The organism is Pseudomonas sp. BF-R-19 (genome assembly GCF_019956445.1).
Lineage (GTDB): Bacteria > Pseudomonadota > Gammaproteobacteria > Pseudomonadales > Pseudomonadaceae > Aquipseudomonas > Aquipseudomonas fluorescens_BH.
Map to the genome: position 1 here is coordinate 21,837 of NZ_JAHBDN010000065.1, position 24,616 is coordinate 46,452.

The window sequence follows — 24,616 nt, forward strand, 5'->3', positions numbered from 1 at the left end:
GCAGGCATGCGGTAGCGTTGTCTGACGCCAGTCTGATGCGCGGAACAAGGATCCCAAGTCCGCGCATGGGCTACTCAGATGCTGTGGGTTAGCGCTCGATAGCCAGGCCGACGCCTTGTCCGCCACCGATGCACAAAGTGGCCAGTCCCTTCTTGCCGTCGCGACGGATCAGCTCGTGCACCAGCGACACCAAAATCCGTGCCCCTGACGCGCCGATCGGATGGCCAAGGGCGATCGCGCCGCCGTTGACGTTGACTTTGCTGGTGTCCCAACCCAACTCTTTGCCAACCGCCAGTGCCTGGGCGGCGAAGGCTTCGTTGGCTTCGATCAGGTCCAGGTCCTCGACGCTCCAGCCGGCCTTTTGCAGGGTCAGGCGTGTAGCCGGGACAGGGCCGATGCCCATGATCGACGGGTCTACACCGGCGCTGGCATAGGCTTTGATCCGTGCCAGTACCGGAAGGCCGAGCGCTTGTGCTTTAGCGGCGCTGGCCAGCAACAGTACGGCAGCACCATCGTTGAGGGTCGAAGCGTTACCGGCGGTCACGCTGCCGTCTTTCTGGAATGCCGGTTTGAGTTTCGCCAAGGCTTGGGTAGTACTGTCGACACGCGGCTGTTCGTCGGTGTCGAAGACCAGTGGGTCGCCCTTGCGCTGAGGAATCAGGATCGGGGTGATTTCGCTCTGGAAGCGCCCGCCCTCAATGGCTGCTGCGGCTTTCTGTTGCGAGGCGGCAGCGAAGGTATCCTGTGCTTCACGAGAGATCTCGTACTTCTGCGCCAGATTCTCAGCGGTGATACCCATGTGGTAGTCGTTGAAGGCGTCCCACAGGCCATCCTGGATCATGCTGTCTTGCAGTTGCGCATGGCCCATACGCAAGCCGGTGCGTGCCTTGGGCAGAACGTAGGGGGCCAGACTCATATTTTCCTGACCGCCAGCGATTACCAGTTCCGCGTCGCCGCAACGGATTGCCTGGACGGCAAGATGGACCGCCTTGAGACCGGAGCCGCAGACCTTGTTCAAGGTCAGGGCAGGGGTGGTGTGTGGCAAGCCAGCCTTGATCGCTGTCTGGCGTGCCGGGTTCTGCCCAGCGCCGGCAGTGAGTACCTGGCCGAGGATCACTTCATCAATTTGAGCAGCATCGATACCCGTCTGCTCCAGCAAGCGGCGAATCACTGCGGCACCCAGTTCGGTCGCGGGAATTGCAGACAAAGCACCCTGGAAACTGCCAATGGCGGTACGAGTAGCGGCAACGATTACGACTTCGTTCATGCGTGACCTCATGGAAAAGACAAAATTCGTCGAGCAAACCAGGGCATTCATGCCCTGGTCAGGGTTACTGCATGTTCATGCCGCCGTTTACCGAGAAATCGGCACCGGTGCTGTAGGCGGACTCATCGGATGCCAGCCAGGCCACGATTGAGGCGATCTCTTCGGGTTGGCCAAGGCGACCAACCGGAGTTGCTGCGATCATGCCTTCGAGAATGTCCGGGCGAATTGCCGCGGTCATGGAGGTCTGGATGTAGCCTGGGGATACGGTATTGACGGTCACGCCCTTGCCGGAGACTTCCCGGGCCAGTGCCATGGTGAAACCATGGATGCCAGCCTTGGCGGCGGAGTAGTTGGTCTGGCCGAACTGGCCACGCTGACCGTTGATCGAGGAGATATTGATGATCCGCCCCCAGCCTTTGGACAACATGCCTTCAATGACCTGCTTGGTGGTGTTGAACAAGCCCGTCAGGTTGGTCCCGATCACGCTGTTCCAGTCTTCCGGGGTGAGCTTGCGAAAAGACGCGTCGCGGGTGATGCCGGCGTTGTTGACCAGCACATCGATCGGGCCGAATTGTTCACGAGCCATCTCGAAAGCCTTGCGGGTTGACTCCCAATCGGTGACGTCGCCATAGATGAATTCGAACTCGTAACCCGCCTCCAGTTGGCTGGCGCGCCAGTCGTTCTTGCGGCTGGAATCGGAGCTGCAGCCTACGATTACCTTGAATCCTTCCTTGTATAGACGTTGGCTGATTGCCGTACCGATACCGCCCATACCACCCGTTACCAAAGCAATGCGACTACGCGATTCCATACATCTACTCCATTTTTTTGCGCTGCAGGAGAGAAGATTGTTCGATATCGACGGGCCGTGCGGAAGTGTTTGAAGGTGACGTTCTCCTGTCCATCGGTGCCACGCGGGTGTTTTGGCCTGCTGGCAAAAAAATGAGAAGTACCCATACTTGGATCAACTCTTAAAACTCAATGGATAGTTAATATTCCTGAAACACTGTTGAAATATGTTCAGTGCATGTCAGTATCGGCTCCGGACAGGACGTTCGGTTCCATTGGTCAATGAGGACGCCATGTATAGAATGAGTTCGGGTTATGCCAGCATGCTGGCGAATACGTTTTTGGCCCAAGGACTGGATCTTGCCGGTCTGTGCCAGGAGGCGGGACTGGATGTCGGGTTCGTGGGTAGACCAGGAGCATTCTGCGAGCGAAGCATTATCTATCGTCTTTGGGACTTGGCTGCTCAGGCTTCGGATGATCTGAATATCGGTTTGAAAGCCTACGGGGAATTCCATCCCAGTAGTTTTCAGATCGTGGGCTACACGATGATGTCCAGTTCGAATCTGAAAAGAGCGCTTGAACGACTGGTTCGTTTCAGCCCGTTGATTGGTACCGGATTCAGCCTTTTCCTTGTCAAGGAGCAGCAGCATTACCGATTGGCCAGTCTCGATCATCAGCAACCTGGCTCGGTCAAACCCCGGCAATACACGGATGCAGCCTTGGCTTCGCTGCTGGGTTTCTGCCATTGGCTGGCAGGTGGCAAGTCACCGCAACCGTTGAGTGTGGAGTTCACTTATCCCGAACCTGAAGACACGTCGGAGCATCAGCGGCTTTTTGGCTGTCCGCTGAGTTTCGGGGCGGCTTATGACAGCATCTTGTTCGATGGCCAGGAGCTTCTGAGTCCGTTGAGCATGGCCAACGAGGCGTTGGCCACACTCCATGACAGTTTTGCCGAGGCTCAATTGGACCTGTTGTCCGGTTACTCTATGGTTGGCAGGATTCGCGCGCTGATTACCGAGCGCTTGAGCCAGGGGCAAGGCCAAGGGCAATGTGATATGGAATCGATTGCGGCGGCACTGAATATCAGCAAGCGAACGCTTCAACGAGGCCTTGAGAAGGATGGCACGCAATTCAAGGACGTCCTGAACGATGTGCGCCGGCAGATGGCTGACTTCTATTTGCGCCATTCTCATTTCAACTTGAAGCATGTGACTTGCCTGCTCGGCTTCCATGATCACAGCAGCTTCCATAAGGCATGCATCCGTTGGTTCGGTATGACCCCCGGTCAGTATCGAACCGACGAGTTGTCGCCTGTGGTCGAAAAAGTCGCGCGGGTCCGATCCATGAACCTCATCGGTCTGTCCAGAGATCATAAGGTCGCAGGCTTCGCCGAACGGATTCACCGCTAATCCCTTGTGAAGTGTCATTGTGGCTTGGGGCCTGTTGTCCCTTTGCTCGCTTTGCGCTTCGGGGCTTTAACTACGTTGGCAGGAGCGGGCGGCGGTGTGATCTGCGGCGACGGAGATGGCTGCGAAGGGGTCTCCTGCGGGATGAGAACTGTTTCACCGGGTGGTTGGGTCAGGCTGAAGCCCGGCAGGGGGACTTCGAGCAACGCGTGCAGTTCACGCCAGAATTCGCCTTCAGCTCCAACGGTCGCTAGCAGTTCAGGCATCAATTGCCCAACGGCTGTCAGGACCTGTTGGCGTTCCTTTGCCTCAGGTAGCAACAAGGGCAAGCTGCGCAAGCTTTCTTGCGGGTGGGCGAAAACCAGCAGGTTCTGCAATCGGATGGCTTCGCGCAGGGCCGTGGGCTCATTGCTGTAGTCCTGGACCAGCAGGTGCACCTGCTGGATCAGCCTCTCGATGCTTTCCTTGCCCGCCTTGTCGCTGTCGCGGCCCAGCAAAAACAGAATCCGCACCAATGCTTCCAGGGGGCCGCCATGAGGCAGCGCATCCTGCAGGCGTTCGATCAGGGCCTGGTCCAGCTGGTCGGCATGTGCCTGGAGATTTCGCACAGGCTTGTTGCTGGTGAGGGCACTCAGTGCGCCGTAAATACCGTAAAAACACAGCTCCTGAGTGGCGTCACGCACATCGCGATAAGCATTCAGGGCGTCTTGCATCTGGTTGGAAAACAACGCTTGCCAGGCCAGCAACGGGTTGTCTTTGCGTGCAGGATGACGATCACTGCTCACTTGGGAGGCGGTCCCGGCTAACCACCACAGCGCCGGATTCAGGCTGCTCCATAGCACTTGTTGCTGATGGAAGGGGTGCGTCCTGCGCAACAGTTCGGCAATTGGCTCGTTGACGATCTGACGCAGCCACGGACGTATGAACCCGTCGTAAAACGCGCTGTTGATTTCAGAAGCGCGCTCCACCAGAGAGAATTCGCGATCGTCATCACGGGCCGGCTCGACGTCATCATGGATATCGGCGATTCGCCTTGATTCGAAACGCACTCGGTATTGCATGTCATCGCTGCCTGAGGAGGTTGGCAGATCGTCAATCAGCATTTCATACAGTCCCGCTGGCAGCGCCTTGATGGTTTCGACCGCGCCGAGCATCCCACGGTGTTCGCGCCGCGCCACTTTGCCGGAAACAAAAATCCCCAAATGGCCGATGCTGGCGTGCCGCAGGTAGACGATGGTGCGTCCTGCGTCATGCAAAGCGAGATCGCTGGGATAAACATCGGCGATCCAGTTCAATGCCTGCTGGGGAGGGGTGATGTTGTCTCCGTAGGAACAGAACACCACCACCGGTACTTCGATCCGTTTCAGGTCAATGCCACTGTTCTTGCGGCCGAGACCGCCGGACAATTGGTTGCCGATGAAAAGGTCATCGACAATCCTCTCAATCTCTTCGCCATTGAGCAGGGTCGGGCTGCCCCACCAGCGTTCGAAGTCGAGGAAGCGCGTAGCCTCGCTGTCGACCTGGCTGAACAACTGGTAGTACTTGGCCCAATAGGTGTTGGCCGGGTCCAGGTTTTCGAAATTGCTGACCAGCCAGGTACCGTCAAAGCGGCCATTGCCCAAGTCGCTGCCCAGGCGAGCCATCCAGCCGCCACCCAGCAGGCCTCCGGTATAGCGCATCGGATTGCGTCCATTGACACCGGCCCAGTACGACAAGGGGGCACCATTGATAATTATCAATCCCGGCAGTTCCGGTCGTGTTGCAGCCAGTCCCATCAACGCCCAGCCCGCCTGGCAGTTACCGATGATGATCGGCTCGCTGTTGGTCGGGTGAAGGGCGCTGATGACTTCGATGAACCGGGCCTGGGCTTCGACGATATCGGCCAGGGTTTGCCCCGGCTGTGGCGAGTGACTGAAAGAGATGAAATAGGTGGGGTGGCCGGCTCTGAGGCTTTCACCTAATACCGAATCCTGTTTGAAGCCGCCGATTCCCGAGCCGTGGCCGCCGCGTGGGTCAATGATGATCACCGGCTGGCCATTGCTGTCGATTCTTTGCTCTGGTCCGGGGAGGATTCGCAACAGTGAATAGTTGACCGGGCGTGGGAGATCGGAGCCAGCGACCAGGGTTTCATGATCGAACTTGAGCAGCAGAGGATACCCGGCGCGTTCATGGGCCAGCGTATTGTCGCCGCGCTGGCGCAGGGTGTCCCAGAACAGCAGGCTGCGTTGGCCGAGGTCGGTGAAGTATTCCTGCCAGTCAGTAGGCGTGGGTTGTCTGAGTTGACCCCGCTTCAGGGGCGCGAAGGTTTTTTCCTGGCGCTGGCGCAAAGCATCAAGGACGTTCAGGGTGTTGAGGTGCTGCAGATGACTCAGGTGTTCGAACAGGCCGCGTTGAGAGGAGGGTTTTTCATATTGCGATGCAATAATATCTTCCTGGCCCATGGTGATCTCCTGGCGTTATGCATGAGAAGCAGCTGCTTGCGCCTCTTTAGTAAAGAGGGCTTGGCTGGCTGTTCGATGTTAGGAGTCTATAGCGAATGGAGGCAGGAGAAGAAATATTTTTGTGCGCCGCACAAAAAGTCATTGCCAAACGAATTTGTGCGCTGCAATATTAAGGCTAGCGCGATGACCAGCAGGATCGCTATCGCGTCCTCAGGCCCATGTCGGCTTTTCAGAATCAGGAGATTCAAGCATGTCTTTTTTCAACTCGGAAAAATTGCAAGACGCTCAGAAAGCCAACCTCGACCTCCTGCAGCAAATCAGTGGCAAAGTCTTCGCCAGCGTTGAACAGCTCACCCAATTGCAGTTCAAGACTCTGCAGGCCTCCACCGAGGAGCAGTTCGACGGCATTCGCAAGCTGCTGGCAGTCCGTGATCTACAAGGGCTCGCTGAGCTCCAGACTTCTTTCACCCAGCCAAATGTGCAAGCCGAACGCCTGGCTGAGTTCAATCGCCAAGTGCAAGCGTTGATTGTCGGCACTCACTCGGAAATCGCCAAACTGACCTCGCGTCAGGTCGAAGTGGGCACCCAGCAGGTGCAAGAGTTCGTTGAAGTGATCAGCAAGAATGCACCGGCTGGCTCCGAGCCTGTTGTGGCCGCGTTCAAGTCGTCGCTGGCGAATGCCGGTACCGTTTTTGAAAGCGCACAGAACGCCGTAAAACAGGCTGCTGACGTTGCCCAGAGCGGTTTTGACGCAGCGACCGCCGCAGCCGGCAAAACCGCTCCTGGTGCCAAGGCTACAAGCGGTAACAAGTAAGTCACATTAGAGCGGTTACACTGATGGCGATGGGTTTACTCCCCATCGCCATTTTTTTTCGGCCCGCCACCGGCACCTGGCTTGCCTGGTGGCATGCCGCCGAACAGGCCGAAGAGGTTCTGAGTGTTCAGGTAGAGGTTTTTTGACTGGTCGACATACTGGCGCATCAAATCCTGCATGACCGGTGCTTGCTGGTGCATGAACTTGCTCCAGGCTTCAGAGGACTGAGCGCCGGTCTGGGACTGGATGTCGATGACCGTCTGGATGCTTTTATCCAGGTAGCTGCCGAGGACGCTCTGGTAGGGACCGTAGAACTGGATAATCCCCATGAGCATCTCGCTGGAGAATATCGGCTCACCGCCACTTTCGGCTTCCAGAATGACCTGCAGCAAAATACTTCGGGTCAGATCCTCGCCAGTCTTGGCGTCGACCACCTCGAACGGAATTTTATCGACGACCAATTGGCGTATATCCGCAAGGGTCAAATGACTGCTGGTGTGCGTGTCATACAGACGGCGATTCGGGTACTTCTTGATCAGACGGGTGGTGTTCCGACTGTTATCTGTCATGCGGGGCTACTCACAGCAAATCTGATTTGCAGGCATCTTATCTTACTCTGACCACTGCCACTCCAATGCGTCGCCTCACGCGGCACGCGCTGGGTGGTCAGCGTAAGAGCTTTCTCCATCTTTTGAGTGCTGAGCTTGCGAGGCTGGCCACTTCGAGGCAGGGTCGCTCAATCCCTCAAGACCCGCCTCCGGATAGCGCTTTCGCCATTTGAACGCCACAGGTTCTGAGATCTGGGCTGATTGCTGATGTCTCTGGGCGTTAATCCAACACCCTGTGCACCTGTTCCTACGTTGGCGAAGCAAAACTGAGCAAACAGGGCACGCTTCTGTGATCGCCACATAGGTTAGCGTGGGGGGAGGGACCAGCTAAAAACGCAGCAAGCGTAACGCTTTACGCAACTCTCGGAAATTGCCTACAACCCTGGCGAGAGTCACCTCGATATCCTGCTTGCCGTGCAAAACAAACCCTTCCACACGAAAACGCCGCTTTCCTGTTCTGGATAAGCGGCGTTTTTTTAAGCGCGCGTTAGAGGTTTCTCCCAGGCATCAGCGATGTCATTCGCGGTTGCTAAACCCTGAACGGTATCATGATATAATACCATGAATAATAAACAGCTCAGCACCCTCAAAGCCGTCTTTTCAAGACCCGCCCCAGCAACCATGGAGTGGTCCCGAATCGAATCCTTGTTCGGTGCTACAGGGGCCAGAACTATCGAAGGCAATGGATCGCGAGTACGTTTTGAACTGAATGGCGTGGTGGCCACTTTTCACCGTCCCCACCCCGACAAAGAAGCCAAGCCCTATCAGGTGCGTGACGCCCGGGCTTTCCTTGAACAAGCAGGAGTTACCCCGTGAACGTAATGAACTACAACGGCTACTCAGCCCGGATCGAGTACAGCGACGAAGACGGCCTGTTCGTCGGCCACATTGCGGGCATCAAGGATGTTGTCGGGTTTCACGGCGAGTCAGTCAAAGAACTTCGCAGCGCATTCGAAGAGGCCGTCACCGATTATCTGGAGACTTGCGCCAAACTCGGCCGCACCCCACAGAAACCCTATTCAGGCCATCTCAGTCTGCGCCTGGCCCCAGCCCTTCACGCGACGGTTGCTGTGAAAGCTCAGTTAGCCCACAAAAGTATCAATCAGTGGGTTGCGGATGTTCTTGATCGCGAGGCGCATGCTTAAGCAGTGAATAAGCCGATCCGGCTGTAGACTGCTCAAACTCTTCGAACGGAATCGACATCATGCTCCATCCTCGCGCCAGTTTTCGCGGCGCAGCCAAGCTCATCGCGGCTGTGTCGATAGTTGCCATGTCATCACCGGCCCTCGCATCTGCCCCTGCAACTTTTCCCGACGCTGAAGCCAGTAACCCCGCCAAACTCGGCTGGATGGTCGGTTCGCCACCCCCCGCTGATCGCACCGTGCGATTTGAAGACGGCAGCTATTTCCAGTTCCCGGCAATGCGCTGGAGTGTTGCGAATTTCCGGCAATTGATGCCGACGATCAACGTTTCACGCGGCCTGGGTGCTCCGGTTCCTCTGGAGATAGCACTACGCAAGGATATCGACGGGATCAGTTTCGTCCCCCTTGGCGCCAGGGCGCCGATGACCTGGGAGCAATCCCTCGCGGCCACTTACACCGATGGCATTGTGGTGATGCACCGCGGGAAAGTTGTCTACGAACGTTACTTCGGCGTGTTGAAGCCGGACGGCCAGCACGCTGCGATGTCCGTGACCAAGTCTGTGATCGGCACGCTGGGCGCCATGTTGGTGGCGCAGGGGCGCATCGATGCTGGCAAGCGGGTTACCGAATATGTGCCGGAGCTGACGGATTCTGCGTTTGGCAGCGCCACGGTACGGCAGGTGCTCGACATGACCACGGGGCTTAAATACAGCGAGGATTACGCGGACCCGGATGCCGAGGTCTGGGCCCATGCCAGGGCAGGCAACCCGCTGCCCAAGCCCAAGGGTTATGAGGGCCCTCGAAGTTACTACGAATTTTTGCAGACGGTGCAACCGCAAGGTGAGCACGGCAAGGCGTTCGCCTACAAAACCGTCAACACCGACGTGTTGGGCTGGGTCATTGCCCGCGCCACCGGTCGCAATGTTGCACAACTACTGTCGGAGAACATCTGGAGCCGGTTGGGTGCCGAACAGGACGGCTATTTCACCGTGGACTCCATCGGCACGCCGTTCGCCGGTGGTGGCCTGAATACGGGGTTGCGGGATCTGGCGCGTTTTGGCGAGATGCTGCGTAACGGCGGTCGGTTCAACGGTCAGCAGATCGTGCCAGAGGCAGTGATCGACGATATCCGTGGCGGCGGTGATAGGCAGGCCTTCGCCAAGGCGGGGTACACATTGCTCAAAGACTGGAGTTACCGGTCGATGTGGTGGGTGACGGACAAGGAGGGCGGGGCATTCATGGCGCGTGGGGTCCATGGGCAGCGCATCTATGTCGACCCGAAGGCCGAGATGGTCATCGTCCGCTACGCATCCCATCCGGTGGCCAGCAACTCGGCCAATGATCCCGTCACTTTGCCGGCGTTCGATGCGTTGGCTGAATATCTGAACAGGAAGGAACACCCATGATCATCACCACGACCCACTCTATCGAAGGCCGGCAAATTACCGCCTATCTGGACATCATCAGCGCCGAGTCGGTGCAAGGGATCAACGTTGTTCGAGACGTATTTGCCGGCATGCGCGACTTTTTCGGTGGGCGCTCCCAGACACTGGAACGAGCGTTGAAAGAAGCACGCATTCAGGCCACCGATGAGATCAAGGAGCGGGCGCAGGCGCTTCAGGCGGACGCGGTGGTCGGGCTTGATTATGAGATCAGCATGCCGGCCGGCAGGGGCGGGATGGTCGTGGTGTTTGTGACCGGGACTGCGGTGAAGTTGAGGTGAAAGCTGAGAAGCCATTCGTCGGTCACGGAGAAAGCCGAACGGCAGGTCTGTTAGTGACCGGCTAGTCTCAAAAACCTTGGCGATCGATATTACTTCAGGCAAAGGGCTTGCCGATGTCGATCGCGCTTTTTGAAAGGGGTGAAGAGATGGCTGATCCGTATATCGAGGACGATGGCGCAGAATTTCCGATCAACAATTCCGTGCGGTGTGGTCAGACCCAGTATGTGGCCAGTTTCGGCGAGGACCAGACTGAGGTCGACAAGATCAAGACCAGGGCGTGCCGGGTATTGAAGGGCAAATTTTTACCCAAGGTGACAGCGCCGGTCAGGAAGTAACCGAACGTCAGGCAGACCCCGTTATAGAGCGGGGTTTTTCATGCCTGAAAAGTTTTATGACAATTTTTTTGAAAAGGGTGATTTTTCACAAACTTTTCACAGCTCCCTCCTTAATCTCGACTCATCCGTTAGAAAGCAACACCTGGCCCGTTTCCCCAGCGGGCTTTTTTTTGTCCTCGATAAAACCTTTTCGGTAAACGCTGTCCAACCGTCGCCAATCGCGAAGTTGGACCGGCGTGCTGGACTTTATCCGCGCAAAAGCATTCAATCTCGCCCCCTTTTTGTGTACCCCTATTTTTTGAGGTTTTTGTCATGCGTTTAACACTGCCTGCTCTGGTTCTGGGGCTTCTGGTTGCTCAAGGTGCAATGGCTGGTGACGGCACTGCCGCGCTGGGCGGTGGCTTGGGCGGCGCGTTGGGTAACGTGGTCGGCCAGAAAATGGGTGGCAGCACTGGCGCAGCGATTGGTGCGGGCGTGGCTGGCGCGGCGGGCAGTGCGGTTGCCGCCAAAAAAGGTCATCGCACCAGCGCTGCTATCGGTGGCGGTGTTGGCGCGGCCGGTGGTTCGGTGATCGGCAATAGCCTTGGCGGCAAGTCCGGTGCCACCATCGGTGCAGGCCTGGGCGGTGCGTTGGGCGGCGGCGTAGGCAGCAACCTGGCCAATGGTCACAAGCGTCACTGATCCTGATTCGGATTTGAAAAAAGCCCGGCTTGATGCCGGGCTTTTTCATTTATGAACGTTTCACGCCGCAGCAACTCAAATCTTCCATACCCTGGAAGAATGTGAGGCGTGCCATGAACCCGAAAGCCAACGGCAAAAAAAAAGGAAGCCTGAATGCTCGACTATTGATGGTGCCTGCGATTGTTTTTGGATTGCTGGTCTCTCAGGTGGCGCTGGCGGGAGGTAATGGAGATGCCGCGGTAGGCGGTGGTCTTGGTGGGGTGCTGGGCAACGTTGTCGGTGGCCAGGTGGGAGGCAGTACGGGCGCAGCGATTGGTGCAGGTGTCGGCGGAGCGGCCGGTAGTGCCATTGCCGCGCCCAAGCGCAGTCGCACCGAGGCGGCGGTAGGCGGTGGTTTGGGCGCGGCGGGTGGATCGGTGGTCGGCAACAGTCTTGGCGGTTCGACCGGATCGGCCATCGGTGCAGGCCTGGGTGGTGCAGCCGGCGGTGCGGTCGGCAATGATCTGGGGAGTGACAGCGGTCATTCCCATTCCGGTAACGGTCATAAACACTCGAACAAGCACCACAAAAAGCATCACTAGTTGAGCGAGGCATCCCATGACTGCAAAAAGTGAAGGCAAGGAAGAAAAGGGCCTGAGCGGACTGCCATCTATCAACGATCCCGGCAATGAAGATCCGGGATCGCTGATGGATGATGCGACGGTGCCGCTTAACGATGCTGATGATTTGGGCGATGTGGGGAATATCGAGTTTGACGATGAGGAAGAGGACGAAGATTGATCGAGCCGTGCTGGCGGATTGACCGATTGTCCAATCCTCGCCAGGTCGTGGCCTGCAATTCAGGTCACACGAGAGGTGCGATATGAACACTGATCGGAACGTCCCCGACGTTGATGAAACACCAGAGTATCCGCTGCCGTCGCCTACCGACTCCTTGAGCCGCGACCAACGACCGCCGGACGATGATGATGCAGGTGTGGAGCTGGTTCCGGGCGACGAGGATATTGAGGCCGATCCAGAAGAACGGGACGATGGCGCGGGTGAGTCAGCCATTACGAAGCGACAGTGAGCAAGCCCGGGTCCCGATGACTTCTTCAAGGAGTCGATCCGAGGGATTCAAAACCGGTTCAAAATTTCCCGGGGCTCCCGTGAGTTTCCGCGATACACGTATTTATTTGAAGGTTTTGGGGAGGGCACATCAGGCTCCCCCTCATCAACCGTTGCCCCTCCCTCTCCATACGGCGCCGAGCATCCCGGCTGGTTCGCGTGCGGGCAATTCCCGCTCGACCCCAACGGATCCACCCACCTCGTCGGGTTTCGGGTGTACCGATACGGGTTCAACCCTCCGGCCAACTTGACCGGATCCGGCGTCAGATAACGACCGATGCCCGGATGGTAGTAGCGATGCCGGTTGTAGTGCAGGCCGCTCTCCGCGTCGAAGTATTGCCCCTGAAACCGTAGCGGCTGTTCGAGTCGTTCGCCGTCGCCGTGGCTCACTTCGCGGAGTTTGCCGTGGGCGGTGTACTTGGCCGACCAGACGATAGCGCCGCCGTAGCTGGTCAGGTCCTGCGGGGTGCCGAGGTGGTCGAGTTGGAAGTAGAACGGGCAGGCGTCTGCCCGGCCTTTGCCGTCGAGCAGCGCCAGCGGGCGGAAGCAGCCGGGTTCGTAAACGTAACTGCGGTAGTGCCGGGGAGCGCTTTCGGCGATGAGCTGGTCGCCTTGCCAGAAGAATTGCGTGGTCTGGCCGTCGACGGTTTTGCCGATGCGTCGGCCGAAGGCGTCGTAGCGGTAGCTGACACTTTTACCGTCCGGGTTGCGGACGCCGATCAGGCGGTGCTGGCTGTCGTAGGAGTATTCGGTGACCTGGGTCGGCGTACCTCGGCGTTCGCGGACCAGGTTGCCGAAGGCGTCGTAGTCATAGTGGCTTTCGTAGCGGCAGCGCAGTCGGTTGCCCTGGAGCACGCACGGGCCCGGGCGGTCGTGAATCAGCAGGTTGCCGGCCGGGTCGTGGGTGAAGTTCTCCGCGAACTGGTCGCGGGGGTGGCGTACGCCGGTCAGGCGGTCGAGCGCATCGTATTGATAGTGACGTTGGCCGTGACGGCTGTCGGCAATCTGCAGGAGATTGCCCTTGGCGCTGTAGGCATACTTGCGGCGGTACAGCGGTCGTTGCTTTTGGCTGACGGTATGGGCTTGCAAACGGCCCTGCTCGTCGTAGGCATAATCGCTGAGCAGCAGGCCCTGTTGGCGTTGCTGTTCGCGCCCGCCGACAAAACGATGGCTGGTCAGACGCGTACCGTTGAGATCGATGGCAGTCAGGGCGCCGCCCCGGGCACGGTGGTAATCGAGCACACAGCCGTCCGGCAGGCGCAGGCGCTTGAGCCGACCGCAGGTGTCGTAGCCATAACGCAGGGTGCTCCAGCCCTGATGCTCGGTGATCAGCCGGTCCAGGCGGTCGTATTCGAACTCCAGCGGATGGTCCTGGCCGTCGTCGACGCTGACCAGCCGCCCGAGGCTGTCGTAGCGGTACTCGACCTTGATCCCGTCGGGCAGGGTCTTGAGCAATAAACGTCCGGCGCTGTCGCGTTGGTACTGCGTGACGAGTTGCGCACCGTCGTCGCCGAACTCGGTTTTCTCCAGCAACTGGCCATTGCGGTCATAGGCATACGCGGTACGACGGCCATCGAAGCCGGTTTCCTGTCGGATCAATCCGCCCTGCGTGTAGTCCAGCCGATAGGTGTCGCCGACCTCGTTTTCGATCTCGGTGAGCAACAATTGCGCATGGTCGTAGCGGTACTTCAGCGCGCTGCCTTCGGGGTTGATCCGGCGGCTGACCAAGTGCAGGTCGTCGGCGTATTCGTAACGGGTCACCCGTCCCAGTTCGTCGGTTTCGGCGGTGACCTGGCCGTAGGCGTTGTAGCGATAGGCGCGGCGGGCGCCGGTGGGCAGCGTGATCCGGGTCAGTCGGCCCACCGCGTCCCACTCATAGCCGGTGACGGCACCGTGTTCGTCTTGCCGGGTAATCCGCCGGCCCAAGGCATCGTAGGAAAAAGTGCGCTGAGCACCGTCCGGCAGGATCTCCTCCAGCAATAGCCCCAAGGCATTCCAGACAAACCGGTGACCGCTCTGGTCGGGGAAGCGGATCGTCAGCAAGCGCCCCTGCGGGTCGTAGATATAGCGGGTGATTTGCCCGTCTGGACCGGTGATGGCAGTGATGCCTCCTTGGGCATTGCGCTGGCAGGTCCACGTCGCCTGACCCTGGGTGCGGGTGTGCAGCAAACCGTGGCGATACTCGTAGGACGTGGGCGGCGCATCCGTTGCAAGCAGCGCGATCGGCCGACCGACTTCGTCATAATGGTATTCGGTGACGGCGCCGAGGGCGTCCTGCTCGGCGATCAGATGGCCCTTATCGTCATAGGCCTTGTGCTGCTCACCGCCGTCCAGTCCAACCTGGCGCACCAGTCGCGCGCGGTCGTCATGAACGTAAACCTCTTCGCTACCGTCGGCGTTGTTCACCGTCACGCAGCCTTGATCGTCCCAGACGTAATGCGCCTCCATCTGCGCAATCGAAGCCCAGTGACGAATGCAGCGGGCGGCTTTGCCGGAGCGTTCCCACGCCCAGAAAAAACTCGCGCCGCCGGCCAGTTGCCGTTGCAGGAGGACGTGTTGCTCGTCGTAGTCGTAGCGCTCGCTTTCACCCGCCGCGTTGGTTGCCTCGATCAAACGCTGGCGGGCGTCGAAGCGGTAGCTGGCCAGTGTCTGCTCGGTGCGCCAGGTGGACGCCTCGGGGTCACTGCGCTGAAACACCTGATAGTCGATGGCCACCAGGTGCTTGAGGTCGTAACGCAGCAACAAGGCGCGGTCGGCGCCATTGTCCAGGCGCTGGATCCGGTCAAAGCGGTCCCGCTGCACCGTCAGGCGGTTGCCGTAGGCGTCGCTGATCGCGCTGAGCCGGCCGTCATGAAAGTGGTAGAACCGCGCGCGGTCGCCGGCCAGGGCGAGGATCAGTTCGTCCGGCTCCTCGCCGAGGTAAATCGCCGCCCGCGACAGGTTGTTGTGGATCATCGGGCGCTCCGCCGTCGGCCGTGGAAACGGCGTGCGGCGGTTTTCGGGGTCGATCCACAGCACCCGCTCGCCGTGGAGTTCCAGGTGCTGGGACAGCGAATGGCTCCAGCCAAAACCGAGGCCGCTGTCGAACTCGACGGCACTGGTGCGATAGACGCGGCTGAAGTCGAACGGCAAGATCCCGTCGAGGCTGCCGTCGGTGAGGGTCAGCAGTTCTTCGCCGGTTACCATCGACACCGAGCAGTTGTGGGTGGCAGTGCGCTCGACGGTGTCGGCGCTGTCGCCGTTGGGGTTTTTCGCCTGTCTGAAGGCGTCGTCGTGGTGTTCATGCTTGCCGGAGCGAAGTGTCAGAGGGCCGCTCGCGGAGCATGCCAATACCTTTTGGGGATCGAACATCTGCAGTCTTTCGCTTGGCGGAATGTGGAGCGCGAAACTCTGCTGGGGATCGGCAAGGAAAGAAGTCGGGAAAGGTGGCGCTTACTGTAGGGCGATTCGCTAAATCACGGAGGGCCATTCGGCGTCGATCGGGATTTCCTCGTTGCTCTAAGCCAGCGGCGCTCGCTATGCTGCTGAACCCTTTAATCCATTCGGGCATCGGTCGTACCTGCGCTGCCCGGGATGCCTTGGAAAACGGATCAGATGCGATGAATGCACCACTGAAAGCATTCGGCCCGATCAAGGCCGTGATTTTCGATATGGACGGCTTGTTGCTGGATACAGAGGGCATCTACACCGAAGTCACGTCCATCATTGCCGCGCGTTACGGCCGGACGTTCGACTGGAGCATCAAACAGAACATCATTGGCCGGGGCGCGGGCGATCTGGCGAGCTATGTGGTTCAAGCGCTGGACTTGCCGATCACGGCGCAAGAGTTTCTGGTGATCCGCGAGCCGCTGATGCGCGAACGTTTTCCTACAGCGCAGGCAATGCCCGGCGCACAAGAGCTGGTACGGCATCTGAAGGCCAACAACATTCCCATTGCCGTGGGCACCAGTTCTTCGAGCCAGTCGTTCGGCCAGAAAACCACCTTGCACCGCGACTGGTTCGCCTTGTTCGACTTCATCGTCACCGCCGATGACCCCGAGGTGGGCGCGGCCAAACCGGCACCGGATATTTTCCTGACGGCGGCGCGACGTCTGGGTGTTGCACCGGAAGATTGCCTGGTGTTCGAGGATTCGCCCTTCGGTGTGACCGCGGCGAAAGCGGCGGGGATGACGGCGATTGCGATCCCGGATGCGGCAATGGCCGACGCCAGGTACGCACACGCCGATGGCATTCTTCGTACGTTGAAGGCGTTCGAGCCGAGTGCGTTTGGTTTGCCGACGCTTGAGTGGGCCTAGTTAAAAAGACGGGGTGACTCTGGCAAATGTGGGAGCGAGCCTGCTCGCGAAAGCGGTGTTTCAGACAACATCAACGTGTCTGATACTCCCTCTTCGCGAGCAGGCTCGCTCCCACAGTTATTGCAGTTGGCAGATACGCATCAGGCGCCGAAACCACCGTCGATGGTCAGGCTGGCCCCGGTGATATAGCCCGCTTCAGGGCTGACGAGGTAGGCGACGAAGCTGGCGATCTCTTCGGCCTTGCCGTAACGGCCCACGGCCATCAACGGGATCAGGCTTTCCGCAAAGTCACCCTCGGCCGGGTTCATGTCGGTGTCGACCGGGCCTGGTTGCACGTTATTGATGGTGATGCCTTGCGGGCCGAGATCACGGGCCAGGCCTTTGGTCAGGCCGACCAGCGCCGACTTGCTCATGGCGTAGGGGCCGCCACCGGCGAAGGGCATGCGATCGGCGTTGGTGCTGCCGATGTTGATGATGCGACCGCCTTCGGTCATGTGCCGGGCGGCGGCCTGGGTGGCGATGAACACGCTGCGTACGTTGATGGCCAGGGTCTGGTCGAAGTCTTCGAGTTTGAACTCGGCCAGCGGTGCGACGGCCAGTACGCCAGCGTTGTTGACCAGGATATCCAGGCGACCGAAGGCTTCTACCGTGGCGGACACGGCACCGCGGATGGCGTCGGCGTCGGCGCTGTCGGCCTTGATGGCCAAGGCCTTGCCGCCCTTGGCGGTGATGCTGTCTTGCAGTTCTTCTGCTTTCGCCGTGGAGCTGACGTAAGTGAAGGCAACGGTCGCGCCTTCAGCAGCCAGGCGCTTGACGATGGCGGCGCCGATACCGCGGGAACCACCTTGAATCAATGCCACTTTGCCGCTGAGGTTCTGAGTAGTCATGTCGATCTCCAAGTCCCGAGGCGAGATGTCCCGGTTGATGGAGCCTAGTATCGATTCAGGATTACCTGCTGTGTAGACCATAATTGCGATAGTCTGTGTAAACCAAAAGTTTATAGTGGCGCCTATGGAAACCTTCAGCAGTATCGAATGTTTTGTGCGCAGCGCCGAGGTCGGCAGCTTTGCCGAAGCCGCGCGGCGCCTGAGCCTGACACCGGCGGCGGTGGGCAAGAGCGTTGCCAAGCTCGAGGCGCGCCTGGGTGTCAGATTGTTCCAGCGCAGCACTCGCAGCCTGACGCTGACGGAGGCCGGTCAGTTGTTTCTCGGCGAAGTCAGCGCCAGCCTGCACACGATCCAGAATGCCGTGGCCAATCTTGCCAGCGCCGGAGGGCAGCCTGCGGGCACCCTGAAAGTCAGCATGGGGACGGTATTCGGCTGCCTGTACATTGTGCCGATGCTCGGCGAGTTTCTGCGGCGATTCCCGGCGATCAACCCGGACTGGCACTTCGACAACCGCCAGGTCGATCTGATCGGGCAGGGCTTCGACGCGGCAATCGGCGGTGGCTTCGAATTACCCCAGGGCGTGGTTGCACGCCGGCTGAGTCCGGCGCATCGGGTGTTGGTGGCTACGCAGGACTACCTGGAGACACATGCGGCGATCAGCGAGCCGGATGACCTCAAGCACCATGACGGGATTCTGATCCGTTCGCCGCAGACCGGTCGGGTACGCTCCTGGCAGTTGACTCATCGCAATCAGCAACACAGCCCGTTGACGCTCAAGGCGCGGATGACCATGAGCGACTCCGAGGCCGCCTGCGCCACGGCCGCGCAGGGTCTGGGCATTGCGCTGGTGAGCATGCCGTTTGCCGCGGGCTATCTGGAGTCGGGCAGGCTGCAACGGGTGTTGCCGGACTGGTACATCGACGACGGCTACACCTCCATCTATTACGCCGAACACAAACTGCTGCCGGGCAAGACCCGGGCGTTTGTCGAGTTCGTCATTGAGCAGTTTGCCGAGCGGGGGTTGGGGCAGAGGTTCAGTGCGGTTTGAGTCTTGCTCAGGACCGAGGTGCTGCATTCGCGAGCAAGTCGGATCGCCGCACCGCCGCTCCCACACTGGATCTCCGTTGAATACAGATATTGTGTTCACAACAGATCCATTGTGGGAGCGGGCTTGCTCGCGAAGGGGGCAACTCGGTCAACAGTTGCGAACTTAACGGGCAAACCGCGCCGGCCAGCCAATGATGTTTTTCGGCCGCGGCATCGCATACGTCCGTACCTTTGATGTCGACAGTCTCAACCGCACCAGCGACTCGGCAATGGTCACCGCCGCCGTCACGCCATCCACCACCGGTACCCCGGTACGCCGGCGAATCTGCTCGTCCAGCCCGGCCATGCCGCCGCAGCCCAGGCAAATCACTTCGGCCTTGTCCTGGGTCACCGCCAGTTCGGCCTGATGCACGATGGCCTCCAGTGCGCGCTGCGGTTCGTGCTCCAGTTCCAGCACTGCCAAACCACTGGCCCGGACCGAGGCGCAACGGTCCCAGAGGCCGGAGAGCTTGAGGCGATCTTCGATCAGCGGCACGGTGCGGTCGAGGGTGGTGACCACGGAATAGGCGTGACCGAGAAACATCGCCGTGCTGGCGGCGGCATCGGTGATGTCCACCACCGGGACATTGAGCAGTTCCTGCAAGCCTTCACGGCCGTGCTCGCCGTAGCCGGCCTGGATCACGGCGTCGAATGGCTGGTCGTAGGACATCACCCGGTCCATGACCGCGATGGCCGCCAGGTAACTTTCGAAGTTGCCTTCGATGGAGTCGGCGCCGAAGTGCGGGGTGAGGCCGACGATTTCCGTGTCGGGCGATGCGACGGCCTGCGCCGAGCGGGCGATGGCCTGGGTGATGGATTCGGTGGTGTTGACGTTGACCACGAGAATGCGCATGGAGAGTCCTTATTGCGGATGGTTCTGCGGCCCGACATTGCCGGGCCGCCATGGAGTTAATGGCTGACGTTGTCGACCGCGATGGCTTCGCCGCTGACATCGGCGTAGTGCGGTTGGCGCTTGGCGATGATCAGGTAGAGCATCCCGGCGATGCCGGCACCAATCAGCCAGGAGAACGGCGACACGCTGTGGAACCCCGGCACCAGGGCCAGGACGATGGCGATCAGGGCGGCGGGAATGAACGCCGCCACGGCGCGCAAATTGACCCCGCGGCTGTAGTAATAAGGGCCGTTCGGGTCTTCGCTGTACAACTGCGGCACATTGACCTGGCCTTTTCGAACCAGCCAGTAGTCGACCATGATCACCCCGTACAACGGGCCGAGCAGGGCACCGAGGCCGGACAGGAAATACACGATCACCAGCGGACTGTTGTAGAGGTTCCACGGCAGGATCAGCACGGCGATGGTCGCGCTGATCAGGCCGGCGCGGCGGAAGGTCAGGTACTTGGGCGCCAGGTTGCTGAGCACGAACGCCGGGGCGACGAAGTTGGCCATGATGTTCACCGCCACGGTGACGATCAGGAACGCCAGGCAGCCGAGCACCAGGAAGAAGGTGTTGGGGATCGAGGCGATGATTTCGGTCGGGCTTTCGATGATCCGTCCATTGATCTGAAATTGCGCGCCGCACAGCAGGACCGTGATGCTGGCGAACACCAGGATATTCACCGGCAAGCCCCAGAAATTTCCGACCTTGATGGTTTTACGGCACGGTGAAGAGCGGGCGAAGTCGCAGAAGTTGAGGATCAAGGTGCCGTAGATCGCCAGCCACAGTGCGCCACCGGCAAAGATGTTGCGCCACATCTCACCGCCAGTCAGCGGCTCACGGATCGACCAGGCGATGGTCGCATCGGCCTGGGTGTACATCCACGCGGCAAGGGCGGCGACGGTCAACAGAATCACCGGGCCGGCAAACGCCTCGTAGCGCCGCACCATCTCCATGCCATAGGCAAGGATCGCCAGTTGCACGAACCAGATCGCGACGAAACACACCCAACCCAGGGTCGACAGGCCGAGGATCGAGTCGTGGTCGTAGTCGGCGAACCCGGGATGGACCGCCGTCAACAGCACGCGAAAGACCACGGACGCAAGGTATGTCTGAATACCGAACCAGGCGATGGCGATCACGGCGCGGATCAACGCAGGAATCTGCGCACCGTGAATGCCGAAGCTGATCCGGCTGATGACCGGGAAGGGCACCCCGGTTTTCTGGCCCATGTAGCCAGACAGGTTCATGAAGAAGTAAACCAGCGCCGCACCGATCCCCAGGGACAGCAGGATCTGCCAGCCACCCAGGCCCAGGGCATACAGGCCGATGGCAAACGAGTAGTTGGCAATGTTGTGAACGTCGTTGGTCCACAGGGCAAAGATACTGTAGCGGCCCCAGCGCCTGCCTTCGGACTTGGTCGGTGCCAGGTCCTTGTTGTGCAGTCGGGGGCTGAGCACCACGGGGGCTTGATGCGCCTGATTGTCGGCGGTGTGGGTGGAATGGGAGGAGGGTAGATCCAGCGCGATGTTGTTATTGGAGAGACTAGTACGCATTCCGGCAGGCTCCTGATGCTCGACGCCGCGATGACTGTGCATGAGCCTTGGCTCGACAAATCTTCGTCGCGGGTGGCGAATATCATTGGTTACGGGGCATCTGCAGCCTGTACGGGATAGGGCGCTTCAGGCTTGCGGATCTAAAGTGTGTGTATGTTTTGATTTGATTGTATACAAAACATGTATGCACTTAAGCGAGATCCATGCCAGTCGCGATTCTATAAAAACCAGTGCTCATTTCGTTTTGTTATCGATAACGGATAACTGACTGAAAAATAGAAAATTTAAATTGACCGATTGAACAGGTATTTATTTTTTGAGTGGGGATGCAGGCGAGGTGGTGAGAAAGGAGATGTAACTTTTTGGGGCGCTGAAACTAAAAGTGCACACACAAATGGCACCGATGGTGACAATCGTGTGTACACATTTTTTGAGGGCTGACACATGACCAATGTGGGAGCGGGCTTGCTCGCGAAGGCGGTGTATCAGTCAGTAAATGCATCGACTGACACGACGCCTTCGCGAGCAAGCCCGCTCCCACAGGGGGGATTTCACAAGGCTGGGATCAGGCCTTCGACTTGCTGATGATATTCCCCGCATGCAGCCCGCATTCCTTCTGCGTCGCTTCTTCCCACCACCAACGGCCTTCACGCTCATGCTGGTTCGGCAGAACCGGGCGGGTGCAGGGTTCGCAGCCGATGCTGATGAAGCCGCGTTCGTGCAGGCTGTTGTACGGCAGTTCCAGCATGCGGATGTAGCCCCAGATCTCTTCGCTGGTCATTTGTGCCAGCGGGTTGAACTTGTACAAGGTGCGTTCCGGGGTGGAGAACGCGGTGTCGATTTCCATCACCGCGACGGCGCTGCGGGTGCCGGGGCTCTGGTCCCGGCGCTGGCCGGTGGCCCAGGCCGTCACGCCGGACAGCTTGCGGCGCAGCGGTTCGATCTTGCGGATGCCGCAGCATTCGCCATGGCCGTCCTTGTAGAAGCTGAACAGGCCTTTTTCCTTAACGAACGGTTCGAGTTTGGTGTGGTCCGGTGACACCAGTTCGATGTCGATCTTGTAGTGCTCGCGCACCTGATCGATGAAGCGATACGTCTCGGGGTGCAGGCGGCCGGTGTCGAGGCTGAACACCTTGACGTTCTTGTTCAGCTTCCAGGCCATGTCCACCAGCACCACGTCCTCGGCGCCGCTGAAAGATATCCACAGGTCATCGCCGAACTCGGCAAAAGCGAGTTTCAGAATGTCCTGGGCGGATTTGTTGGCATAGGTCGTGGCGAGTTCCACGACGTCGAACGTTGGGCTCATCAGGGCGGCTTCCTACAGGTCGGTGGCGCTGGGCGCTCTATATGGGGTCGATGGTAACAAAAAGCTGCACGGGCCGGGGCATCCTCTGCGTTGCGCAGGCAGGCCCGAGTCGCTAGAGTTCGGCAGTCTTTTTGCTCGCTCGACTCAATAATCAATACAAATGGGAGTGTCTTGTGGAAATTGCCTGTCTGGATCTTGAAGGTGTGCTGGTTCCGGAAATCTGGATCGCCTTCGCCGAAAAAACCGGGATCGAATCCCTCAGGGCCACCACCCGGGACATTCCCGACTACGACGTGCTGATGAAGCAGCGCCTGCGAATTCTCGACGAGCACGGCCTGAAGCTCTCCGACATTCAGGAAGTGATCGCCACGCTCAAGCCGCTGGACGGCGCCATCGAGTTCGTCGACTGGCTGCGCGAGCGCTTCCAGGTGGTGATCCTGTCGGACACCTTCTATGAGTTCTCCCAGCCGCTGATGCGCCAGCTGGGCTTCCCGACCTTGCTCTGCCATCGTCTGATTACTGACGACAGCGGGCGAGTCACTGACTATCAACTGCGTCAGAAAGATCCCAAGCGTCAGTCGGTCCTGGCCTTCAAGAGCCTCTACTACCGGGTGATCGCGGCGGGGGATTCCTATAACGACACCACGATGCTGGGCGAGGCCGATGCCGGGATTCTGTTCCATGCGCCGGATAACGTGATTGCGCAGTTCCCGCAGTTCCCGGCGGTGCATACGTTTGAAGAGCTGAAGCAGGAGTTCATCAAGGCTTCGAATCGCACTTTGAGCCTGTAAGTACATTTCCTGTAGGAGCAGCCGGTCGACGCTCGATTGCTCGCGATGGTCGTCAACGATAACGCGGCAAGCCTGACACCCCGCTGCGTTTTCAGGTTCATCGCGAGCAAGCTCGCTCCTACAGGGATAGGTGTGGTTTCAGAGGTTTTGCAGGGTATCGAGCAACACCTTCACCTTGGTAATCGATTCCTGATACTCAGCCTGCCACTCCGAGTCCGCAACAATCCCGCCACCGCCCCAGCAACACACCTGCCCGTCCTTGACCAGCAAACTACGGATGGCGATGGAGCTGTCCATCTCGCCGCGCACGTCCAGGTAGACCAACGAACCGCAATACAGTCCGCGCCGGGTCGGTTCCAGCTCATCGATGATCTGCATGGCGCGAATCTTTGGCGCGCCGGTAATCGAGCCGCCGGGGAAGCTACCGGCGATCAGGTCCAGGGCATCGCGGTCATCCGCCAGTTCACCGGTGACGCTGCTCACCAGGTGGTGCACGTTCGGATAGCTTTCCAGGCTGAACAATTCCGGCACCCGTACCGAACCGGTGCGGCAGGTACGACCGAGGTCATTGCGCAGCAGGTCGACGATCATCAGGTTTTCCGCACGGTCCTTGGGGCTGGCCAGCAGTTCGGCGGCGTTCGCGGCGTCTTGCTCAGGCGTCAGGCCCCGCGGGCGGGTGCCCTTGATCGGGCGGGTTTCCACATGGCCCTGGCTGACTTTGACGAAGCGTTCCGGCGACAGGCTGAGTACGGCATCGCCGTCAGGCAAACTCTGGAAGCCGGAAAAAGGCGTCGGGCATGCTGCGCGCAGTGCGCAGTAAGCGGCCCACGGATCGCCCTGGCAGGGTGCGCGAAACCGTTGGGCGAAATTGACCTGGTAACAGTCGCCGGCCTGAATGTACTGCTGGATGCGCTCGATGGCCTGTTGATACTCGTCTGCGCTCAACTCGGCAGTCATCGGGGTGAGCAGTTTGAAGGGCGCGACCACTTCTGGCGCTGACTGGCTGAACAGCTCGATCAGGCGCTGACGCTCGCTGTCGGGCAGAGTCGGGTGGAACACCAATTGACTGGTCTGCGAAAAGTGATCGCTGATCAATGCCCAGCCGTACAAGCCGAAACGCGCGTCCGGCAGATACAGGTCGTCACGGGCCTGGCTCGGCAGGCGCTCCAGATGTCGGCCGAAGTCGTAACTCAGGTAGCCGATCAATCCACCGGCAAACGGCAACTCATAAGGTGCCGGCAGAATGGCTTCACCCAGGCGTGTCAGGTTATCGCGCAGGCGTTGCAGGAAAGCGTCGCCACTTTCGTCGGGCGATACCGTCAGTTGCTCCAATGGCCAGGCGCTGAGCAGGTCATAGCGACCGCGGTCGGCGCTGGGGCGCCCACTGTCGAGCAGGACGGCGCCGGGGGCATGGCGAATCGCCGCGAAGTATTCGGCGGGGTTGGCGCGATAGGGCAACGGGTGTACGGAACAGGTCAACATGGGCG

The 24,616-nt window shown here is 59.4% G+C and carries 24 protein-coding genes and 1 pseudogene; 14 read left to right on the forward strand and 11 right to left on the reverse strand.

From position 1 onward, the window contains the following. Positions 1-88: 88 nt before the first annotated feature. Both KGB28_RS18965 and phbB read right to left on the reverse strand, forming a co-directional pair. Positions 89-1,267, reverse strand: coding sequence for an acetyl-CoA C-acetyltransferase (locus KGB28_RS18965; protein ID WP_223447041.1), 1,179 nt, complete (start codon positions 1,265-1,267; stop codon positions 89-91). Positions 1,268-1,331: 64 nt separating this feature from the next. Next, positions 1,332-2,078, reverse strand: a complete 747-nt coding sequence (gene phbB / locus KGB28_RS18970) for an acetoacetyl-CoA reductase (protein ID WP_007988010.1) — start codon at positions 2,076-2,078, stop codon at positions 1,332-1,334. A 271-nt stretch (positions 2,079-2,349) separates the two neighbouring features. On the opposite strand from phbB, the gene KGB28_RS18975 reads away from it, so the two are divergent. Then, on the forward strand, positions 2,350-3,465 hold the full coding sequence (locus tag KGB28_RS18975; RefSeq protein WP_223447042.1) for an AraC family transcriptional regulator: 1,116 nt from the start codon (positions 2,350-2,352) through the stop codon (positions 3,463-3,465). Positions 3,466-3,479: 14 nt separating this feature from the next. Here the strand turns inward: KGB28_RS18975 and KGB28_RS18980 are convergent, their stop codons facing one another. Continuing rightward, a complete protein-coding gene (locus KGB28_RS18980; protein ID WP_223447043.1) occupies positions 3,480-5,903 on the reverse strand; it encodes a DUF3141 domain-containing protein in 2,424 nt (807 codons plus the stop codon). Between the two features lie 250 nt (positions 5,904-6,153). Between KGB28_RS18980 and phaP the strand changes: the two genes are divergently transcribed. After that, positions 6,154-6,717, forward strand: coding sequence for a TIGR01841 family phasin (phaP, locus tag KGB28_RS18985; RefSeq protein WP_007988015.1), 564 nt, complete (start codon positions 6,154-6,156; stop codon positions 6,715-6,717). A 35-nt stretch (positions 6,718-6,752) separates the two neighbouring features. Here the strand turns inward: phaP and phaR are convergent, their stop codons facing one another. After that, on the reverse strand, positions 6,753-7,286 hold the full coding sequence (gene phaR / locus KGB28_RS18990) for a polyhydroxyalkanoate synthesis repressor PhaR (RefSeq protein WP_116265289.1): 534 nt from the start codon (positions 7,284-7,286) through the stop codon (positions 6,753-6,755). 59 nt (positions 7,287-7,345) lie between these two features. After that, positions 7,346-7,552: pseudogene (locus tag KGB28_RS18995) on the reverse strand (helix-turn-helix domain-containing protein); the annotation flags it as partial. Between the two features lie 334 nt (positions 7,553-7,886). On the opposite strand from KGB28_RS18995, the gene KGB28_RS19000 reads away from it, so the two are divergent. From KGB28_RS19000 to KGB28_RS19040, 9 genes are all read left to right on the forward strand, one after another. Then, positions 7,887-8,141, forward strand: a complete 255-nt coding sequence (locus tag KGB28_RS19000) for a type II toxin-antitoxin system HicA family toxin (RefSeq protein ID WP_223447045.1) — start codon at positions 7,887-7,889, stop codon at positions 8,139-8,141. Beyond that, positions 8,138-8,470, forward strand: a complete 333-nt coding sequence (locus tag KGB28_RS19005) for a type II toxin-antitoxin system HicB family antitoxin (protein ID WP_150724629.1) — start codon at positions 8,138-8,140, stop codon at positions 8,468-8,470. The genes KGB28_RS19000 and KGB28_RS19005 overlap by 4 nt, the downstream gene beginning before the upstream one ends. Positions 8,471-8,529: 59 nt before the next feature. Next, a complete protein-coding gene (locus tag KGB28_RS19010) occupies positions 8,530-9,873 on the forward strand; it encodes a serine hydrolase domain-containing protein (RefSeq protein ID WP_223447047.1) in 1,344 nt (447 codons plus the stop codon). Continuing rightward, positions 9,870-10,190, forward strand: a complete 321-nt coding sequence (locus KGB28_RS19015) for a YbjQ family protein (RefSeq protein WP_223447049.1) — start codon at positions 9,870-9,872, stop codon at positions 10,188-10,190. Before KGB28_RS19010 ends, KGB28_RS19015 begins: the two co-directional genes overlap by 4 nt. A gap of 146 nt (positions 10,191-10,336) precedes the next feature. Then, a complete protein-coding gene (locus tag KGB28_RS19020) occupies positions 10,337-10,525 on the forward strand; it encodes a hypothetical protein (RefSeq protein ID WP_032829518.1) in 189 nt (62 codons plus the stop codon). A gap of 312 nt (positions 10,526-10,837) precedes the next feature. Then, positions 10,838-11,206: a hypothetical protein gene (locus KGB28_RS19025; protein ID WP_007988063.1), complete on the forward strand. Its 369-nt coding sequence runs from the start codon at positions 10,838-10,840 to the stop codon at positions 11,204-11,206. Between the two features lie 113 nt (positions 11,207-11,319). Then, positions 11,320-11,787 carry a YMGG-like glycine zipper-containing protein gene (locus KGB28_RS19030; protein ID WP_223447051.1) on the forward strand — a complete coding sequence of 156 codons (468 nt, stop codon included), beginning with the start codon at positions 11,320-11,322 and terminating at the stop codon, positions 11,785-11,787. A gap of 16 nt (positions 11,788-11,803) precedes the next feature. Further along, positions 11,804-11,986: a hypothetical protein gene (locus KGB28_RS19035; RefSeq protein ID WP_223447061.1), complete on the forward strand. Its 183-nt coding sequence runs from the start codon at positions 11,804-11,806 to the stop codon at positions 11,984-11,986. An 82-nt stretch (positions 11,987-12,068) separates the two neighbouring features. Next, positions 12,069-12,275 carry a hypothetical protein gene (locus tag KGB28_RS19040; protein ID WP_223447063.1) on the forward strand — a complete coding sequence of 69 codons (207 nt, stop codon included), beginning with the start codon at positions 12,069-12,071 and terminating at the stop codon, positions 12,273-12,275. 47 nt (positions 12,276-12,322) lie between these two features. Here the strand turns inward: KGB28_RS19040 and KGB28_RS19045 are convergent, their stop codons facing one another. Then, positions 12,323-15,499 carry an RHS repeat-associated core domain-containing protein gene (locus tag KGB28_RS19045; protein WP_411740590.1) on the reverse strand — a complete coding sequence of 1,059 codons (3,177 nt, stop codon included), beginning with the start codon at positions 15,497-15,499 and terminating at the stop codon, positions 12,323-12,325. 413 nt (positions 15,500-15,912) lie between these two features. Between KGB28_RS19045 and KGB28_RS19050 the strand changes: the two genes are divergently transcribed. Continuing rightward, entirely contained in the window at positions 15,913-16,608 is a 696-nt protein-coding gene (locus KGB28_RS19050; RefSeq protein ID WP_223447067.1) for an HAD-IA family hydrolase, read from the forward strand. 140 nt (positions 16,609-16,748) lie between these two features. Here the strand turns inward: KGB28_RS19050 and KGB28_RS19055 are convergent, their stop codons facing one another. Then, the gene (locus KGB28_RS19055) at positions 16,749-17,495 is read right to left on the reverse strand and encodes a 3-oxoacyl-ACP reductase family protein (protein ID WP_151213299.1); all 747 of its coding nucleotides are present in this window, start codon (positions 17,493-17,495) and stop codon (positions 16,749-16,751) included. Positions 17,496-17,619: 124 nt separating this feature from the next. Between KGB28_RS19055 and KGB28_RS19060 the strand changes: the two genes are divergently transcribed. Beyond that, entirely contained in the window at positions 17,620-18,543 is a 924-nt protein-coding gene (locus tag KGB28_RS19060) for a LysR family transcriptional regulator (RefSeq protein ID WP_150753459.1), read from the forward strand. A gap of 162 nt (positions 18,544-18,705) precedes the next feature. Here KGB28_RS19060 and KGB28_RS19065 read toward each other — a convergent pair whose 3' ends face one another. From KGB28_RS19065 to KGB28_RS19075, 3 genes are all read right to left on the reverse strand, one after another. After that, on the reverse strand, positions 18,706-19,434 hold the full coding sequence (locus KGB28_RS19065) for an aspartate/glutamate racemase family protein (RefSeq protein WP_223447069.1): 729 nt from the start codon (positions 19,432-19,434) through the stop codon (positions 18,706-18,708). A gap of 56 nt (positions 19,435-19,490) precedes the next feature. Further along, positions 19,491-21,032 (reverse strand): NCS1 family nucleobase:cation symporter-1, encoded by a 1,542-nt coding sequence (locus tag KGB28_RS19070; RefSeq protein WP_223447071.1) that lies wholly within the window; start codon positions 21,030-21,032, stop codon positions 19,491-19,493. Between the two features lie 565 nt (positions 21,033-21,597). Next, positions 21,598-22,338 carry a phosphoadenylyl-sulfate reductase gene (locus KGB28_RS19075; RefSeq protein WP_223447073.1) on the reverse strand — a complete coding sequence of 247 codons (741 nt, stop codon included), beginning with the start codon at positions 22,336-22,338 and terminating at the stop codon, positions 21,598-21,600. A gap of 173 nt (positions 22,339-22,511) precedes the next feature. On the opposite strand from KGB28_RS19075, the gene thrH reads away from it, so the two are divergent. Further along, the gene (gene thrH / locus KGB28_RS19080) at positions 22,512-23,129 is read left to right on the forward strand and encodes a bifunctional phosphoserine phosphatase/homoserine phosphotransferase ThrH (protein ID WP_151213296.1); all 618 of its coding nucleotides are present in this window, start codon (positions 22,512-22,514) and stop codon (positions 23,127-23,129) included. 138 nt (positions 23,130-23,267) lie between these two features. On the opposite strand, the gene pabB is transcribed toward thrH, so the two are convergent. Beyond that, entirely contained in the window at positions 23,268-24,611 is a 1,344-nt protein-coding gene (gene pabB, locus KGB28_RS19090; protein WP_223447075.1) for an aminodeoxychorismate synthase component I, read from the reverse strand. Between the last annotated feature and the right edge of the window lie 5 nt (positions 24,612-24,616).

What these genes read in the sequence shown, in the direction of transcription:
- pabB (WP_223447075.1), bottom strand. Translation starts at nt 24,611, where the DNA reads ATGTTGACCTGTTCCGTACACCCGTTGCCCTATCGCGCCAACCCCGCC.
- KGB28_RS18980 (WP_223447043.1), bottom strand. Translation starts at nt 5,903, where the DNA reads ATGGGCCAGGAAGATATTATTGCATCGCAATATGAAAAACCCTCCTCT.
- KGB28_RS19050 (WP_223447067.1), top strand. Translation starts at nt 15,913, where the DNA reads ATGAATGCACCACTGAAAGCATTCGGCCCGATCAAGGCCGTGATTTTC.
- KGB28_RS19020 (WP_032829518.1), top strand. Translation starts at nt 10,337, where the DNA reads ATGGCTGATCCGTATATCGAGGACGATGGCGCAGAATTTCCGATCAAC.
- KGB28_RS19035 (WP_223447061.1), top strand. Translation starts at nt 11,804, where the DNA reads ATGACTGCAAAAAGTGAAGGCAAGGAAGAAAAGGGCCTGAGCGGACTG.
- phaR (WP_116265289.1), bottom strand. Translation starts at nt 7,286, where the DNA reads ATGACAGATAACAGTCGGAACACCACCCGTCTGATCAAGAAGTACCCG.
- KGB28_RS19030 (WP_223447051.1), top strand. Translation starts at nt 11,320, where the DNA reads ATGAACCCGAAAGCCAACGGCAAAAAAAAAGGAAGCCTGAATGCTCGA.
- KGB28_RS19000 (WP_223447045.1), top strand. Translation starts at nt 7,887, where the DNA reads ATGAATAATAAACAGCTCAGCACCCTCAAAGCCGTCTTTTCAAGACCC.
- KGB28_RS18975 (WP_223447042.1), top strand. Translation starts at nt 2,350, where the DNA reads ATGTATAGAATGAGTTCGGGTTATGCCAGCATGCTGGCGAATACGTTT.
- phbB (WP_007988010.1), bottom strand. Translation starts at nt 2,078, where the DNA reads ATGGAATCGCGTAGTCGCATTGCTTTGGTAACGGGTGGTATGGGCGGT.
- KGB28_RS18965 (WP_223447041.1), bottom strand. Translation starts at nt 1,267, where the DNA reads ATGAACGAAGTCGTAATCGTTGCCGCTACTCGTACCGCCATTGGCAGT.
- KGB28_RS19070 (WP_223447071.1), bottom strand. Translation starts at nt 21,032, where the DNA reads ATGCGTACTAGTCTCTCCAATAACAACATCGCGCTGGATCTACCCTCC.
- phaP (WP_007988015.1), top strand. Translation starts at nt 6,154, where the DNA reads ATGTCTTTTTTCAACTCGGAAAAATTGCAAGACGCTCAGAAAGCCAAC.
- KGB28_RS19055 (WP_151213299.1), bottom strand. Translation starts at nt 17,495, where the DNA reads ATGACTACTCAGAACCTCAGCGGCAAAGTGGCATTGATTCAAGGTGGT.
- KGB28_RS19010 (WP_223447047.1), top strand. Translation starts at nt 8,530, where the DNA reads ATGCTCCATCCTCGCGCCAGTTTTCGCGGCGCAGCCAAGCTCATCGCG.
- KGB28_RS19040 (WP_223447063.1), top strand. Translation starts at nt 12,069, where the DNA reads ATGAACACTGATCGGAACGTCCCCGACGTTGATGAAACACCAGAGTAT.
- KGB28_RS19065 (WP_223447069.1), bottom strand. Translation starts at nt 19,434, where the DNA reads ATGCGCATTCTCGTGGTCAACGTCAACACCACCGAATCCATCACCCAG.
- KGB28_RS19075 (WP_223447073.1), bottom strand. Translation starts at nt 22,338, where the DNA reads ATGAGCCCAACGTTCGACGTCGTGGAACTCGCCACGACCTATGCCAAC.
- KGB28_RS19045 (WP_411740590.1), bottom strand. Translation starts at nt 15,499, where the DNA reads ATGGTAACCGGCGAAGAACTGCTGACCCTCACCGACGGCAGCCTCGAC.
- KGB28_RS19060 (WP_150753459.1), top strand. Translation starts at nt 17,620, where the DNA reads ATGGAAACCTTCAGCAGTATCGAATGTTTTGTGCGCAGCGCCGAGGTC.
- KGB28_RS19025 (WP_007988063.1), top strand. Translation starts at nt 10,838, where the DNA reads ATGCGTTTAACACTGCCTGCTCTGGTTCTGGGGCTTCTGGTTGCTCAA.
- KGB28_RS19015 (WP_223447049.1), top strand. Translation starts at nt 9,870, where the DNA reads ATGATCATCACCACGACCCACTCTATCGAAGGCCGGCAAATTACCGCC.